The sequence below is a fragment of the Chitinophagales bacterium genome (assembly GCA_019694975.1).
Taxonomy (GTDB): domain Bacteria; phylum Bacteroidota; class Bacteroidia; order Chitinophagales; family UBA10324; genus JACCZZ01.
In genome coordinates this window covers 56,875-73,089 of record JAIBAY010000002.1, presented here as the reverse complement: position 1 = coordinate 73,089, position 16,215 = coordinate 56,875, and the positions used below count along the sequence as shown (strand labels likewise).

Sequence of the window (16,215 nt, the reverse complement as noted above, 5' to 3'; positions counted from 1 at the left end):
TATCAGGCGGCAGGGTTATATACGCTTTACCCGGAGTGCAACTCCTAACAGGTGCCAAGCGATTATTTAAGTCCTGCCGGTTGTTGGGAATTCTTCAATGCCTATGTGGTGCAATCATCACTTCCGGGCGCCAGCCTTCTACTGCATAGTACTTCATGCGGTCAGAAAATATTTCACGGCTGAAAAGCATAGCGCTTCCTGCTGCTATAGCCAGACCGGCGTTTTGCCAGCTAAGCACTTCGCCGCTTTCAGAAATCTGCAATGTAGCAAGCATTGCCACTGCTGATGCCAGCACCGTGGTGCCGGCTTTCATGATTGGCCGAAGCGCTTTGTATTTTCTGAATGATTCAATCCCATTGTGTGGCACCGTGAGCGACGCACGGTCAAAATATTTATTCCTGGCAGATAGGTTAACGGACTTATTGGTGATGGATTCTATGGTACCTTCAACGGTGATGTCATTCACCGCAACATCAAAAGGTGCATTCATGGTATCCTGCACCGTAAAACGAAGTCGAACGCGGTCACCGGCTTTGAGTACCACTGTTTTCCCGTCAAATATATTTCGGAAAACAAGTATCTTTTCCTGTGCCATGGCACAAAACGTGCTTGTCATCAGGAGGCAGCCGCCTAACAGCAATCGCAGACTCCATTTGCATTTTCCTGTCATGTGCCTATGACGGATGCAGATACCTGCTTTGTTACAGCATCGTTGTTGTGATTAAACGGCCAATGTCAGAGCATCTGGTGCGTCAGCTTCAGTTGGCCACCAGTTTTTTATACCGGAATCGATGTGGCTGAACATCGCCCAACCTCTTTTTCTTATTTTCTTCATAATCAGAGAAGCTTCCTTCAAACCAATAAACATTTCCATCACCTTCAAATGCCAGGATGTGCGTACAAACCCTGTCAAGGAACCAACGGTCATGGGAAATGATTACAGCGCAGCCGGCGAAGTTTTCCAACGCTTCTTCCAGTGAGCGCAAAGTATTCACGTCAAGATCATTGGTTGGCTCATCCAGTAATAGCACGTTTGCTTCTTCCCGTAAAGTGAGGGCAAGGTGCAGGCGATTTCTCTCTCCTCCGGAAAGCACCTCTACTTTTTTCTGCTGATCGTTACCCTGGAAATTAAACTTGCCGACGTAAGCGCGCGACAGCACTTTGTATTTACCGATTTCTATCCAGTCAGTGCCTCCGCTGATCACTTCAAAAACAGTCTTGCTCTGATCAATTTTTGTATGATGCTGATCAACGTAGGAAATCTTAACGGTTTCGCCGATTTTTATTTCGCCCTGATCAGGCGCTTCCAAACCTAATATCATGCGGAACAACGTTGTTTTGCCCGCACCATTCGGACCAATTATCCCAACGATTCCACCCTGGGGCAAACTGAAATTCAAATGCTCAAACAATTCTTTATCTCCAAATGCTTTCATCAGGTCTTTAGCTTCAATCACCTGGGCGCCAAGACGGGGTCCGGGCGGAATAAAGAGCTCCAGCTTTTCCTCTTTCTGTTTTGTTTCTTCGCTGGCCATTTTCTCATAATTCTGAATACGGGCTTTCGACTTGGCCTGCCGTGCTTTTTGTCCCATGCGTACCCATTCCAATTCCCGTTGCAGCGTTTTCTGGCGTTTTGATTCTGTTTTTTCTTCCTGCGCCAGCCGGATTTGTTTTTGATCCAGCCAGGATGAGTAATTGCCTTTCCAGGGTATCCCTTCTCCGCGATCGAGCTCCAAAATCCAGCCGGCCACATTATCGAGGAAATAACGATCGTGCGTCACGGCTATCACGGTGCCTTTGTATTCCTGCAGGTATTGTTCAAGCCACAGGATTGATTCCGCATCAAGGTGGTTGGTCGGCTCATCCAGCAACAGGATATCAGGCTGTTGCAGCAGCAGCCTGCACAGTGCCACTCTCCTTAGCTCACCGCCGGAGAGATTTTTTGCCGGTGAATCGCCTTCCGGGCAGTTCAGGGCATCCAGCGCTCTTTCGAGTTTTGAATCAATTTCCCAGCCATCCACTGCATCAATCTTCTCCTGCACTTCGCCCATGCGGTTGGTAAGCTTTTCCATGGCTTCATCGGTCATGGGCTCGGAGAATTTATTGCTGATTTCTTCAAACTCTTTAATAAGGTCCATCACCGGTTTCACACCTTCTCTTACAATTTCAATCACGGTTTTGGATTGATCCAGGTGAGGTTCCTGTTCAAGCATACCGATGGAATATTCCTTTTCAAACTGAATTTTTCCCTGGTATTCTTTATCAATGCCGGCGATGATTTTCAGCAGCGTTGATTTGCCGCTTCCATTGGAACCGATGATGCCAATCTTTGCGCCATAGTAAAAGGACAAGTAAATGTTTTTCAATATTTCCTTGTTATTCGGCGGGATGATTTTGCCGACGCCCTGCATGGAAAAAATAATCTTATTATCTGCCATAGACTACCTTAAATTTTTGCGCAAAGGTATGATTAAAGCAGGTAAGGTGGAAACGGAGCCTGAAGATTGTTGCAGCAGATCAGCATTGTTGTCCGGTGTATTGCGTATGCCTCGTCAACCATATATCGATGCTACAGAACCACTTGTCGATGAAAATGACCGATGCAACTAAAACCTCGCAATTGCTTAGTGTGATTAGTTATGTTTGGAGCGAACAAAATTCATGACCATGAAAATTTCAGTTACTACCGTGAAATGGTTACTGCCACTTTTAATATGCGGCTGCATGCAGCAGGCACATGCGCAGGTAATCACCCAACCTCCGAGCGGTGAAAACAACCGTTGTATCGTTACCCAATATATCGGCTCGCTGGTATCGGTGACGGTCACCTACAACAGCCCGAATGTGACAGGCCCGGCCGGCGAAGATCGTAAAGGCAAGATATGGGGCGAACTTGTTCCATACGGTTTCAATGATCTTGGCTTTGGAAGCAGCAAGGCGGCACCGTGGCGGGCAGGCGCTAATGAGAATACCACCATTTCATTTTCGCATGATGTTTTGATACAGGATAAACCGCTGAAAGCAGGCACATACGGCTTTTTTATTGTTGCAGAAAGGGAAGGTCCCTGGACGCTGATTTTTTCTAAAACAGCAACAGCATGGGGAAGTTTTTTTTATGAGCCGTCACAGGATGCATTGCGTGTTACCACCAATCCGCTGGATGCGCCTTTTACCGAATGGCTTACTTATGAATTTACAGATCGCGGCACCGACCAGGCCACCTGCGCTTTGATATGGGAACAAAAAATGATTCCCTTTACGATTAAAGTTCCCGGCATGACACAACTGTATGTAGATAATATGCGGCGTCAATTGCAAAATTCCGCCGGGTTTAAATGGGAAGGTTGGAATGATGCGGCACAGTATTGCCTTACCAATCGTACGAATCTCGATGAAGCATTGACCTGGTCTGACAATGCCATTAACCTGCCTTTTATTGGGCAGGAAAATTTTACCACACTTTCTACAAGGTCGCAGTTGTTATCTGCACTGGGAAGAGAGGATGAGTCGAAGGCTACCATGCAGAAAGCAATCAATCACCCGACGGCTACAGCGCTGGAGATACATTTTTATGGACGCCAGTTGCTTACAGCCGGCAAAAAGGAAGATGCCATGAAGGTATTTGAGCTGAATGCCAAGAAAAATCCAAACGAATGGGTTATCAATGTCGGACTGGCACGCGGATACTCAGCTATGGGCAATTATAAAGCAGCGTTGAAGTATGCGAAAGTTGCCTATGAGAAAGCGCCTGATCCGCAAAACAAAGAAAACATGAAGCAGGCAGTGGCGAAGTTAGAGCAGGGCAAGGATATCAACTGAAAAGGCTTGCGGTGAAAGGGTTGAAATGCAGTCAGGGTTTACATGCAAATTGGTTTCAATACTTGTTAAAAACCTGTTAATGTGTTCCGGCCTGAATTCTTCTGGCATATCATTGGCAAAAGGCGGTTCCAAAATCGTCAGATTATGAAATCCCTGAGACTGCTGTTGATCGCTTTCACATTTCTTTCCACGGCAAGCGTTGCCAATGCACATCCTAAAAAGGAAGATAACGGCAAGGTAAAAATTGTAGCGCCAGTCTATGAGGCGTTCCGCGACTGCGACCTGACTTATTACCGTACCAGGATACACGGTGAGAGTGTGCTGGTTGACAATAAGGGCAGGCTTGTAAAATATCTATGCGACAGTGAAGAGGCAAAAAGCGGATTGCCTGTTATTTTTAAAGTTATTCTTGTTCCGGTTACATTGCTGACTGGTTTTTAAAATTAAATGCTTTCGCAGCATAGCTGAAGTTTACCTGTTTTGCTGCCAGATGACGCCGGACGCTGACTATTTGCAAGTGACCGATCTTTTCTCAAAATAATTTCCTTTCTGAATAAAAGGACGCTTATCAGTTTATTGCTGACAGGTAGCTGTGAGCTTATGAATATTATGCAAGCAAGGTCTTCGGATCAGTAAATAGCCACTTATAGCTGATTATTTTATGATTAAGATCATACAGGCAGCCATGAAAAATCCATGATAAAAATTGTAAATTGGATGATTCTCTCACCTAAAAATTCATATCATGAACCTGATTCATCGAGTTGAAACATGGGGTGACAAGCATCACCCGAAATGGCTGGATATTTTACGTATTCTGCTCGGCGTTATAATACTCTGGCGGGGAGCCGTTTTTGTAAGTGACACAGCATCGTTGCAGCAGCTGATTGATCACAGCAGGTTTGCGCAGGTTTCATTCTGGCTGGCGCATTATGTTGCGTTTGCTCACCTGGTCGGCGGTATCATGATAATTGTAGGATTGCTCACCAGAACAGCAGCCATCTTTCAGTTACCGGTGCTGATCGGGGCAGTATTGTTTGTTAACCTCGACAGTGGCTTATTCACTTCTACTTCAGCTGAATTGTGGTTTTCTGTACTTATACTTTTTCTGTTGTGCTTTTTTGCAGTGGAAGGTTCCGGGCCATGGTCAGTGGATGAGTATATGAAAAAGCATCCCGAAGATCATGACTGGCAGGATGAGCTGAAGAAGGAGGCCGAGTAAGGCCGCAATTTCAGACAGCATTTTGAAAGATTATGCTGTCGGTCAAGGCAAGTGGCATAAAAAAATCCCGTCTATCCAGACAGACGGGATTTTTTTGTTAAAGTAAAAAATGCGGTTGACTGCTTATGAATGACATGCAGGGTTAATGTTGCACCACAAATTTCTTCGAAATCAGTTTTCCTTCACATTGCAACGTACATAAGTAGGTTCCGTTTTCAAATTGGCTGACATCTAAAATATTGCGACGCAGGCCTGCACCGGCAATCACTTCATCCTTAATGGAAGTAACGAGCCTCCCTGACAAATCATATACATCGAGGGCGAAAGCGGAGTTTCTGGGAAGGTAATAGGTGAGGGCCACTTCATTGCTTCCGGGATTAGGTGACGGTGAATATAGCTGCGGAGTTTTTACAATACTACCAACCGGTGGCACGCCAACAGGATGCCAGGAACTGTCAAGAACAATATCTTCATCGCCGGGCATGTATGGAAGCAAATTCATGAAGTATTTGAACATCTCATCATAGGAGGACTCGCCATACCCGATATTGATAGGAGGATTATTCGGATTATTCGGATTATTAGATGTGTTATCATAGGTAGCAGCAGCATAAAGAACAGTGCCTGCTTCCAGTTTCACCATAAACGGATAACTGTATAACATCTGCCAGTTAAAATCCCATTGAGGCAGGTAGATGAGCGGAATAGAATCTCCCTCAGGCGTAACAGCCCAGATTTTAAAATCTTTACCGATAAGGTGTTGATGTGGCGCGATGCTGAACAGGGAATAGGTGGTATCGAGCGGATAAGCAGTATGAAAGGTAAGTACCTTGTTTTTAGGAATGAAGAAAACGGGTTCGGTAACGTATTGTTCACCCACACGTTTTGCCTTTACCTTGCGCAGATCTGTTTCATTGGTAAAGAAAAGATTGATTGAACTCTGATCGGTAGCGGGCTCGGTGACCGGCGCATAGTGAACCTGTATCAGCACATCGGTACCTGCTTTAAATTTTACACCAGAGCCTGCAGGATAAAATCTTGCCTGTAAACCAGGTGCATATAAACCAAGGAAATCAGCGTTAACGCCTTCGCCTGCACCACCGAAAGAAGAATATCCATATTCGGGTGTTGTGGCATCCAGCGCTGCGGCTGAACCGTCGTCACAGGTGTAGATAAATACATGGTGAACCACCTTTGAATTTCCAGGCCTGAATTCAATAGCGGAAACATCACGGTCAACAAACAAGTTGGAAGGCAAAACAAAAACCTGGTAATGATCGCTGTTGTCGCCGGGTACCGTGAAAGGTTCTGACATGGTAAGCACCGAACTGGGAACACCCAGTTGCGAACCGGTTGAGAAAACAGGAGCAGGCGGTGCGAGTGTTGTATCACCGGCCGGGCCTTCTGCATTCACCCAGTCGGAAAGTTTATCGATATCGTTTTGCGAAAGGATGCGCTCACTGAGAAAATGCCGGTAAGACGGATCAGCTTTCCAGGGTGGCATCAGTTTCGACTGTAACTGTGTCGGTATACTGTAGAAATAAGGGCTGTTGACCAGTGAGAGGTAACCGGTGGCATTTAGATAATCAGCCCCAATTTCGCCGGGACGATGGCAAGTGGTGCAGTTGTTATAGATAATACCTGCCACGTCCTTCCATTCGGGTGTCTGCGCAGAAGCGTTATGAAAATTCAACAATGCCGAGGCAACTGTGAGAAAAAGTAAAGAACCCTTTTTCATGTTATTGCTGTATGGTTATTTAAGAAGATTGCAATCTGTGACTAACGGATTAAATAATCTCATTGTTCACGTGCGCGAAGTTACGATATCACCGGTTATCAACTGTTAAACATGCCAACACTGCCTGCTCAGATTGTATTACGCTGCCTGCACTAATAGCCTTCTGGCTGAATGATCAGTTTTTTTGAAATCTCTTTATGGAGTGTTTTCATCACGATGAAATAAATTCCGCCGGCCAAGCCTGAGAGGTCCATTTGTGACTGATTGAATCCGGTGTGTCCTGTCACTGCGCTTTCACGGATAATCCTTCCCGCTTCATCTATTACAACCAGTCGCACCTGTTCCGCAAAAGGCAGGTAATATGGAATGGTAACAAAAGCATAAGCAGGATTGGGTGAGAGATCATACAGTTGTGGCGTGTTCACTAATCCGGTTACCACAGCACTACTGGTAGCTACGTAATTGCTGTCGAGAATCAGGTCTTCATCGCCAGGCATATATTCCAGCATATTGAGCAGATACTTGCACATTTCGTCTGTTGATGATTCCCCATAATGCACGTCCTCCGGAGGATTGTGCGGGTTGTTGGGATTATAAATCGTATTGTCATAGCACGAACGGGCATAAATTTTAGAGCCGAGGGGAATTTTCAGCATGAAAGGATAACTATATAAAAGCTGCCAGTGAAAATCCCATTTGGGAATGTTGATCAGTGGAATAGTATCATTCTGCGGTGTCACAGCCCAAATCATAAAGGATTCTCCAAGCAGGTGTTGATGTGGTGCTATGGCAAAGAGCGAATAATCCTTGATTATCGGGTACTCCATAAAAAAAGTGTCGCGCTCATTGGCAAGAATTTTAAAAGGAGGATTGGTGATATATCCTTCGCCAATTCTTTTGGCAAAAACATACCGCACGTCAGCCTGCTGAGAATAGAAAAGGTTAATGGAAGATTGGTCATTATCAGGGTTGCTCAGCGGGGCATAATGTATCTGTACCACTACGAGACTGTTAGGTGGAAATTCAATTCCCGAACCGGGCGGATAGTAACGCGCAGCCATACCAGGCCCATACAAAGAAAGAAAGTCGGCGCTTACACCATTGCCCAGTCCGCCGAATGAAGGATATCCGTATTCCGGTGTAGCCTGATCAGCATAATAAGCTGAACTGTCATCACAGAGATAGATAAAAGCATGGTGAACCACAGCAGCATTTCCCGGGCGGAACTCTATAGCCGACACATTCTGACTATTCAGCAGATTGGTCGGTAATACGAAGCACATGTAATGATCGGAATCGTCGCCGGCAATGTAATAGGGCTCTGCCATAGTCAGTATCTTATCAGGAATACCGATCTGAGAACCCGGTACAAAAACTGGTGGCGGAGGCGCCAATGTCGTATCACCGGCTTGCGCCCCACTTTCTATCCAGTCTGTTATCAACGCCTTTTCCTCCGTCGACAAAACACGCTCATCCAAAAAATGACGGTATGACGGGTCCGCTTTCCACGGTGGCATTAGGCCGCTGTTCACAAATGCCTCAATAGAATAAATATGGTCGGGGTCAGAAGCATCTTTATAAGACATGAGAGGGAACGGTCCGATTTCACCGGTTCGATGGCAGGCGGCACAGTTATCGTAAATGATAGATGCAACATCTTTCCAGTACACCTGTGCAGACGCATGTTGCCGGATTAAACCGACTACCGCCAGGCAAAGTATAAGGGTATGAATTTTCTTCATGTAAAAATCTATTAAAAGATACTTATGAGTATGTTTTAGTCAACGAAGTTATAACTTCCTGTTAAATTACCAAATGACAAATGCCAGGGGTACAAATGCCTTACAGGCAAACGATCTGAAATGGCATTATGTTATTGATGTTACCGTAACAAATGAGATGTCAAATGGTGGGTTCAATTCCGGCGGTGGAATAAACAGAAGCTCTAATCGGGCAGTCAGCCAACTATTGCATCATGCATCCCCGGATTCGTCTGACTTTCGCTTTTTGGTTCCTTCATAGAGTTCAAATTCCAGCAATTTGCATTTCAGCTGACCGTTGTAAAAATCAATTTTACGTTTGGTTTTTAACCCGATCTTTTTTGCGAGCTCAGGGTTAGCGGTGAAAATATATCCCCAGTATCCCCTGCAGCTTTTTTTCAGGAAATTGCCAATCTGTGCATAGAGCATTTCCAGTTCCTCTGATGCGCCAAGCCGTTCACCGTAGGGCGGATTGAACATGACAACACCGGGCTCTTCAGGAACGGGTGTGCTTTCGAAATCGCTTTTAATAAATTGGATAAGGTGCTGCACACCGGCAAGCTGCGCATTGCTTCGCGCAGCTTCGAGGGCATCGATACTTTTGTCGCTCGCAATTATTTTACAGCCTGTTACCGGCAGCACTTTTTTTTCTGCGGATGCAAGCAGTTCATCATAAACGGACGGCGCATAACCTGAGACATGCATGAATCCGTAGTTAGATCGAATGAGCCCCGGTGACTTATTGCAGGCCATCAAAGCGGCTTCAATAGCCAACGTGCCGCTGCCGCACATTGGATTGATGAAAGTGGCGGCCGTATTCCATTTCGTGGCCATAATCATAGCGGCAGCAAGTGATTCCTGCAGGGGCGCCTTCATAGATATTTTGCGGTAGCCATGTTTAGTCAGCGGTTCGCCGGAAGTGTCGATGTAAAGAAATGCTTCATGATCTTTCCAGAAAATAAACAGTACTGCCCGTTCCTTTCCCGAGCCGGAATCAGGGCGTTTCTCCAACACCTTCATAAAACGATCAGCGATGGCATCTTTAACCCGCAGGTTGAGAAACATGGTATTGCCGGCTTCTTCATGATTGCTCACATTGTGCACACTGAAGAAGCCATCGGCAGGGAGAATTTTTTCCCATTCAATGGCCGTTACCAGGCTATACAACTCATCCATGGTAGCTGCCGTGAATTTTTCAACCATGAAATACACATGGTTAGCCGTTCGTAAGTGAAGGTTCAGCAGCATGCAGTCTTCAAAAGTTCCTGACGTTTCCACAGTCGTGAAGCCTTCTGCTGTTACCTGGAAGCCCAAAGTCACGACTTCCTGTTTCACGTAAGTAGTGATATAGGGCGAGGAAGAAATGAGAATAGTACGCCTTTCTGAAAAAAGTGGATGAATGTCCTGCATTGCTGCTAAGGTAGTTTAGTTCAGCAAAAATCAGGAATCGCGGAGATATGACGCGCCGGAGCAAGCTATCAGTACTTCAATTAATTTACTTTCCATGCTTGCAACTGCTAACATGCTGTTGCTGCTTATTTACGCTGAATTGATACGCAGACTTTTTGTTATGCATGTACATAAAAAAGAAGAATCAGGGAATGTTTACCAAGCAGATTACACCGGTTTCCATTTTCGCAATATGATGTCTTCTGAAAAGTGTCACTAGACTTGTATGATTGAATGCGTAAATGAAGAAGACCTGAGTACAACGGTAAACATGGATAATTAGAGGATCTTTTACAAAAGCAACGGCAGTTTTCATGCATGGATATCTGTTTAAAGTTTGATACCTATCTTCGCCTCCTTACCTCAAAATCCTGCTATGCAAAAAATTGTTCTCTCATTAATCATCATGCTCTCGATTCAGCACCTGCTGGTAAACTGCCCGGCAGCAGCTCAGCTGCAGTACCCGGTCACCAGGAAAGGAAATGTTTCAGATAATTACTTCGGTACTAAGGTTTCCGATCCGTATCGCTGGTTAGAAGATGACAATGCTCCCGAAACGAAAGATTGGGTAATAGCGCAGAACAAGGTGACTTTTGATTATCTGTCGCAGATTCCATATCGCGATCAGATCCGCTCGCGGATTACATCGCTCTATAATTACCCGAGAACAACGGCACCATTCAGGGCAGGGGATTATTATTTTTTTACAAAGAACGATGGCCTCCAGCCTCAGAGTGTCAATTATTACCGGAAGGGCTTAACAGGCGAGCCATCGGTTTTTCTCGACCCTAATGCACTGAATGCAGCAGGCACTTCGGCAGTCAACTTCATTGGTTTTTCCAACGACCGTAAATATTTAGCCTATACGGTGGCAGAAGCCGGCAGTGACTGGCAGAACATCTATGTAATGGAAGTGTCCACGAAGCGAAAACTTGCTGACAAGCTTGAGTGGACAAAATTCTCCGGTGCAGCATGGTACAAAGATGGTTTCTACTACAGCCGTTATGACGCACCGGAAAAGGGAGAGGAGCTTTCTCAAGCCAATAAATTTCAGAAGATCTATTACCATAAACTGGGTGATCCGCAAAGTAAGGATGAGTTGGTTTACTCAGACAAGGAACATCCGCTTCGTTACATGGGAGCGCAAACCACGGAAGACGAAAAGTTTCTGATCATTAATATCGCTGAAGGCACTGATGGCTCAGAAATCTGGTACATGGACCTGCGCAACAGGGAAGCAGGATTTAAGAAGTTGTTTGAAGGATTCCGCTATAACTACACCGTACTGGACAATGAAGGAGAGAAGCTGCTTGTATTCACAAATAACGGTGCACCTAATTATCGTGTAATCTCCGTTGATCCGAATAATTCTGCGCCAGACTCCTGGCAAAATGTGATTCCGGAAAAGCAGATGCTGTTGAAAAATGTATTTGTAGCGGGTGGCCAGTTGTTTGCTGAATACCTGCAGGATGCCACTTCACGTATTTACCAGTTCGACAGGGCCGGAAAACTGGTGCGGGAAGCAAAGATGCCGGGTTATGGAACCGTGAGTGGATTTTCAGGAGAACGAGATGATAAGATCTTGTTTTATTCCTTTACCTCCTTCACTGCTCCGTCTATCATTTACAAATACGATATCGCCAGCGGTGTGTCTGAAGTTTATGAAAAACCAAATGTGAAATTTAACCCGGATGATTATGAAACACGGCAGGTCTTTTATCCTTCAAAGGATGGAACAAAGATTCCGATGTTCATCGTGTATAAGAAGGGATTAAAACTCGATGGCAACAACCCGACACTGCTTTATGCTTATGGTGGATTTAATATTGCGAAGACGCCGGATTTCAATCCTTCCAGGATGGTATTGCTGGAAAACGGAGGCATCTATGTGCTGGCCAATATTCGCGGCGGGAGTGAATATGGTGAGCAATGGCATGAGGCCGGCATGTTGCTGAAAAAACAGAATGTGTTTGATGATTTTATTGCCGCTGCTGAATACCTGATTAAAGAAAAATATACCTCCAGTGAAAAACTGGCCATCATCGGGAGATCAAATGGTGGTTTACTGGTCGGAGCCTGTGAAACACAACGCCCTGATCTTTTCAAGGTTTGTTTCCCGGGAGTCGGTGTCATGGATATGCTGCGCTATCATACTTTTACCGTTGGCTGGGGCTGGGCCGTGGAATACGGTGCAAGCACTGATTCCGTCAATTTCAGGAACCTGTACAGGTATTCCCCTTTGCATAATATCAAACCCGGCACCAGTTATCCCGCAACGCTGATAACAACTGCTGATCATGATGACCGTGTGGTGCCCGCCCATTCCTTCAAGTATGCTGCAGCGCTGCAGGCTGCACAGGCCGGAACGGCACCAACCCTGATCAGGATCGATACGCAGGCCGGACATGGCGGCGGACGTCCCGTGGCAAAGGTGATTGAGGAAGACACCGACATTTATTCATTCATGTTCTGGAACATGGGTGTTAAATCCCTGAAAACAGCAAAGTAGCAGTAAGCTGTTCCGTTGCGAAATTTTGTTGAATTTTAAAATGCGGTTTTTACGCATCCTGTGTTTGCTCAGTGAAGCATGGCTTGCTTTTCATTGAGTAAGTTCCTGATTGATTTGTGCAGCATGGATCATTCCGGAGGAGGTTCGATTATTCATCATTTGTTTATGACGATGCTAATATTGACAGGCATATCACAGTTATCTACCAGGGTTCCGCTTCAAGACTACTTCATTTGTCAATTGGATCAGCATCATCAATAATGCACTACCTTTATTTTTACGTTCCTTAAAACCACAGATGATGAGTCAGATTCAGACACTACTGAATGAATATGGCGAAAGCCATCAGCATCCAACCAATAAGGCAGTGCATTGGATTTGTGTGCCGGCTATCATGGTAAGTTTATTTGGCCTGCTATGGAGTATCCCGACTCCGGCATTTTTTCATCAACTCAACTGGGGACCCGTTTCCCTTAACTGGGCAATTATTTTTATGACCCTTGCCATGATTTATTATCTGCGGCTGTCTGTTTCGCTTGCTGTTGGTATGTTGTTCGTGGGCTCATTCTTTTTGTTCATCATTTATCAGTTATCACTGATTACCGCATTACCACTTTGGGCAGTCTGCCTAATCATTTTTGCCGCAGCATGGGTAGGCCAGTTTTGGGGTCATAAAATTGAAGGGAAGAAACCATCCTTTCTGAAGGACATACAGTTTCTGTTAATCGGTCCGGTCTGGCTGCTCCATTTCATCTATGGAAAACTTGGCATTGCATACTAAAAAAGAAAATGGTGTGAGCTTTGTCATGTCGCACCTTTGCTAGCAATCGTAAAAAATGTTTTTGCCATTTTATCGCTGCAGTATTATTTGCGGTAGCGGAATAAGCAAGCGGTTTAAACCACAGATTTTCATCCCTTCGCGTTTGTTTAAAATTCAATTTTGTAATTCAAAACAGGAATCAGCGTCGCCTGGTAAATGGTGACGATGCGTTCTTGCTTCGGTTCATAATATTCGCTGAAAACATTTTTCCGGTTGGTGACATTCTGAATATCCAGTGACCATGTACTCGTTGTCTTGGTCCTGTTGCGTTTATAACTGATGCCGGCATCGGCGCGGAAATAATCAGGAATCTTTTCCGTAAATGCCAAATCTTCCAGATACACTGCTGATCCGTTTTCACGGGAAGCTTCCAGGTCAATCGGTGTGGATCGAAATCCACCGGCATAGATCACCTTCGCGTTCAGACCTAATTCCCGGTTCCTGAATTTTCCTGATAAGATAAAATCTTTACCTGCCGTGAGGCTTCCTGCATACTTTCCATTGTAACGCGTATCACGTTCGATGCCATCGGAGCCTTTATATTTCGACTGGTAAACTGATGCAGAAAGCAATGCATAATAGTTACGGCTCAGGAATTTTTCGAGTGTCAGCTCCATGCCATAATTTTTCCCGGTGCCTGAATTCACCAAAGCCTCGGTTACATAGTCGCCACCGGCATAATTCAGCATGGAAAAGGAATTGCTTGCTGTTGCGGATACCGGAACATCGAAAAGAGACTGGTAGTATAATTCAGTCTTCAGGTGTAAATCAGCCGTGAACAGGTAATCATAGGACAATACAAAATGATGTGCCCTGGTGAACCCGAGCTGTTCATTCGGAAGCGTGGTGACACCTTCAGTATTTGCCTGCGAGAAATAAGTGCCGATGGGCTGCAATTGACTCACCAGGCCATACGCAACACTAATGGTTTGCCGGTCTCCGGGTTGATAGCTGATGGCTGCCCGTGGTTCAATGGATTTTGAATTGTTGAGCAACAAATGCAGGTAATGCAATCCGGCATTGATGGTGATCGCCTCATATAACCGAATCTGCCATTGCGCATACGTTTGCATTGTATAGGTATTGCCGTCTGTGTTGATCGTTGATTCCAGTTCCAGCGTGGAATCATTGGCTGATTTCCCCGACAGATCGTAATGCAGGTTGGAAACAATGATGCCCGTACGCAGGGCATTGCGCGCATTCAGTTTGTAATTTAACACAGATGTCAGCGTCAGCTTTTGCTGCGCGTAGCCAAGATCCTCATCGGTGATGGTAGTGTAATCGTGGTTATAATATTCTTCTTTGTAGCCATTGCCTATGTAAGAATACAACATAGCGGATTTGAGATATGCTTTTTTACTGATCAGCAAACCATGCGTTGCACCTGCCGCGCCGGTATTTGAATAGAACCTGCTGCTGTATTTCTGATAGTCATATTCCCAGGCTGAAGAATCTTTTTTTGCCTGGTTCTTCTGATCGCTCAGCCCGCCGAAACCAAACAATGTAAAGTAGCCTGCTTTTTTAGTAGGCAGGTAAATATTGTAGGAAAGATCCTGAAAGTTGGTGACGTAATCATCCGGCAGCACACCCACTTTTCCAAGAATGCTTAAAGTGGAGTAGCGATAGTTCACCAGATATGACCCTTTGTAACCCGCAGCAAAAGGACCTTCAGCCGCAACATTAATACCAAGCACACCGGCACTCAGGGTCCATTCCTTTTGTTCATTGTTCCCTTTTCGCAGGCGCAGGTCAAACACGCCGGATAGAGCATTTCCATATTCAGCGGCAAATGCACCTGTAATAAAGTCGGAGTTAGCCAGCAATTGCGAACTGAGTATGGAGATACCACCACCTGAGCTTCCTGCATCTGCAAAATGATTGGGATTGGGAATATCTATGCCTTCCATTCTCCATTGCAGTCCGCCGGGCGAATTGCCACGTATAACAATCCTGTTGTTACCGTCATCGGCTGATACAACACCGGCAAAAGATAGCGCCATGCGTGCAGGATCGTTTACTGCCGCTGCATATTTCTGCGTCTCTGCAACGGAAAAGGTACGGGCACTCACCGTAGACATTTCATTTAATGGCTTCTCGCGCGGGCCTTCTGCCGTTATCACTACTTCTTCACCTTCAATAATGTTTTCTTCCATCTCAATGGTCAATACTGTTTCTTTACCTGCATTCACTACTACGTTGGGTATCGTAAGTTCTTTGTATCCAACATAAGAAATGTGGATGCTGTAGGTGCCCAGCGGTACTTTTTCCAGCTTAAAATTGCCCTGCTCGTCCGAATAAGATCCGATCAGCGGATCAGTATTGAGTACGATAATGCTTGCATCGGATAAGGGCGTTGCCACATGCTGAGCCGTAATGGTTCCCCGCAGGGTTTGTGTGATCGGCTGGGCATGCGCAGTTGAAATAATCAGGACAAGAAGGATGAATATTGACAGGACTTTTTTCATGAACAGGTTTAGTACAGAACGTGAATGATGTAAAAAGTAACACCATCAAGGAATTTTTTTTAAAAGGTTCTTGTCTTGCATCAGATGAACAAAATGACCGTACGCAGGTTTTTATAACTTTATTGATAAAATCATCCTATGGAAAGGAAAATCACAAAAAAATATTCCAATGGTGAAATCACCATCGTGTGGAAACCGGATTTATGCATCCATTCGGGAAGATGTTTCAGCGGTTTGCCGGAAGTGTTTGATAACAATGCACGTCCATGGATAAAGCCGGAAGGAAGCACCACGGAACGAATAATACGACAGGTGCAAAAATGCCCTTCCGGTGCATTGAGTTATTTCAGGAATGATACCATAAAACCGGAAGAAAAATCATTAGCCGAGTAAGGCCTGCAAGCCGTGGTTGCGCTGAAAATTTGCGGAATAA

Annotated in this window: 12 protein-coding genes; 6 read left to right on the top strand and 6 right to left on the bottom strand. The window is 45.2% G+C overall.

The window, feature by feature from the left end; all coding sequences use genetic code 11:
* Window positions 1–94: 94 nt before the first annotated feature.
* On the bottom strand, window positions 95–670 hold the full coding sequence (locus K1X61_03565; GenBank protein MBX7107707.1) for a hypothetical protein: 576 nt from the start codon (window positions 668–670) through the stop codon (window positions 95–97).
* 88 nt (window positions 671–758) lie between these two features.
* The gene (gene ettA, locus K1X61_03560; GenBank protein ID MBX7107706.1) at window positions 759–2,438 is read right to left on the bottom strand and encodes an energy-dependent translational throttle protein EttA; all 1,680 of its coding nucleotides are present in this window, start codon (window positions 2,436–2,438) and stop codon (window positions 759–761) included.
* A 286-nt stretch (window positions 2,439–2,724) separates the two neighbouring features.
* Between ettA and K1X61_03555 the strand changes: the two genes are divergently transcribed.
* From K1X61_03555 to K1X61_03545, 3 genes are all read left to right on the top strand, one after another.
* On the top strand, window positions 2,725–3,819 hold the full coding sequence (locus tag K1X61_03555) for a DUF2911 domain-containing protein (GenBank protein MBX7107705.1): 1,095 nt from the start codon (window positions 2,725–2,727) through the stop codon (window positions 3,817–3,819).
* Between the two features lie 144 nt (window positions 3,820–3,963).
* Window positions 3,964–4,260 carry a hypothetical protein gene (locus tag K1X61_03550; protein MBX7107704.1) on the top strand — a complete coding sequence of 99 codons (297 nt, stop codon included), beginning with the start codon at window positions 3,964–3,966 and terminating at the stop codon, window positions 4,258–4,260.
* A 304-nt stretch (window positions 4,261–4,564) separates the two neighbouring features.
* A complete protein-coding gene (locus K1X61_03545; GenBank protein ID MBX7107703.1) occupies window positions 4,565–5,041 on the top strand; it encodes a DoxX family protein in 477 nt (158 codons plus the stop codon).
* 142 nt (window positions 5,042–5,183) lie between these two features.
* On the opposite strand, the gene K1X61_03540 is transcribed toward K1X61_03545, so the two are convergent.
* The 3 genes from K1X61_03540 to K1X61_03530 all read right to left on the bottom strand — a co-directional run bounded on the left by K1X61_03540 (window position 5,184) and on the right by K1X61_03530 (window position 9,949).
* Window positions 5,184–6,779, bottom strand: a complete 1,596-nt coding sequence (locus tag K1X61_03540; GenBank protein ID MBX7107702.1) for a T9SS type A sorting domain-containing protein — start codon at window positions 6,777–6,779, stop codon at window positions 5,184–5,186.
* Window positions 6,780–6,931: 152 nt separating this feature from the next.
* Complete coding sequence (locus K1X61_03535) at window positions 6,932–8,521, bottom strand: T9SS type A sorting domain-containing protein (GenBank protein MBX7107701.1); 1,590 nt, start codon at window positions 8,519–8,521, stop codon at window positions 6,932–6,934.
* Window positions 8,522–8,752: 231 nt separating this feature from the next.
* The gene (locus K1X61_03530; GenBank protein ID MBX7107700.1) at window positions 8,753–9,949 is read right to left on the bottom strand and encodes a class I SAM-dependent RNA methyltransferase; all 1,197 of its coding nucleotides are present in this window, start codon (window positions 9,947–9,949) and stop codon (window positions 8,753–8,755) included.
* A gap of 415 nt (window positions 9,950–10,364) precedes the next feature.
* Here K1X61_03530 and K1X61_03525 point away from each other — a divergent pair, with 415 nt between their 5' ends.
* Window positions 10,365–12,497, top strand: a complete 2,133-nt coding sequence (locus K1X61_03525) for a prolyl oligopeptidase family serine peptidase (protein MBX7107699.1) — start codon at window positions 10,365–10,367, stop codon at window positions 12,495–12,497.
* 301 nt (window positions 12,498–12,798) lie between these two features.
* Complete coding sequence (locus K1X61_03520; protein MBX7107698.1) at window positions 12,799–13,278, top strand: DUF962 domain-containing protein; 480 nt, start codon at window positions 12,799–12,801, stop codon at window positions 13,276–13,278.
* A gap of 146 nt (window positions 13,279–13,424) precedes the next feature.
* On the opposite strand, the gene K1X61_03515 is transcribed toward K1X61_03520, so the two are convergent.
* Window positions 13,425–15,782 (bottom strand): TonB-dependent receptor, encoded by a 2,358-nt coding sequence (locus K1X61_03515; protein ID MBX7107697.1) that lies wholly within the window; start codon window positions 15,780–15,782, stop codon window positions 13,425–13,427.
* Window positions 15,783–15,920: 138 nt separating this feature from the next.
* Here K1X61_03515 and K1X61_03510 point away from each other — a divergent pair, with 138 nt between their 5' ends.
* Complete coding sequence (locus K1X61_03510; protein MBX7107696.1) at window positions 15,921–16,175, top strand: (4Fe-4S)-binding protein; 255 nt, start codon at window positions 15,921–15,923, stop codon at window positions 16,173–16,175.
* Window positions 16,176–16,215: the final 40 nt, after the last annotated feature.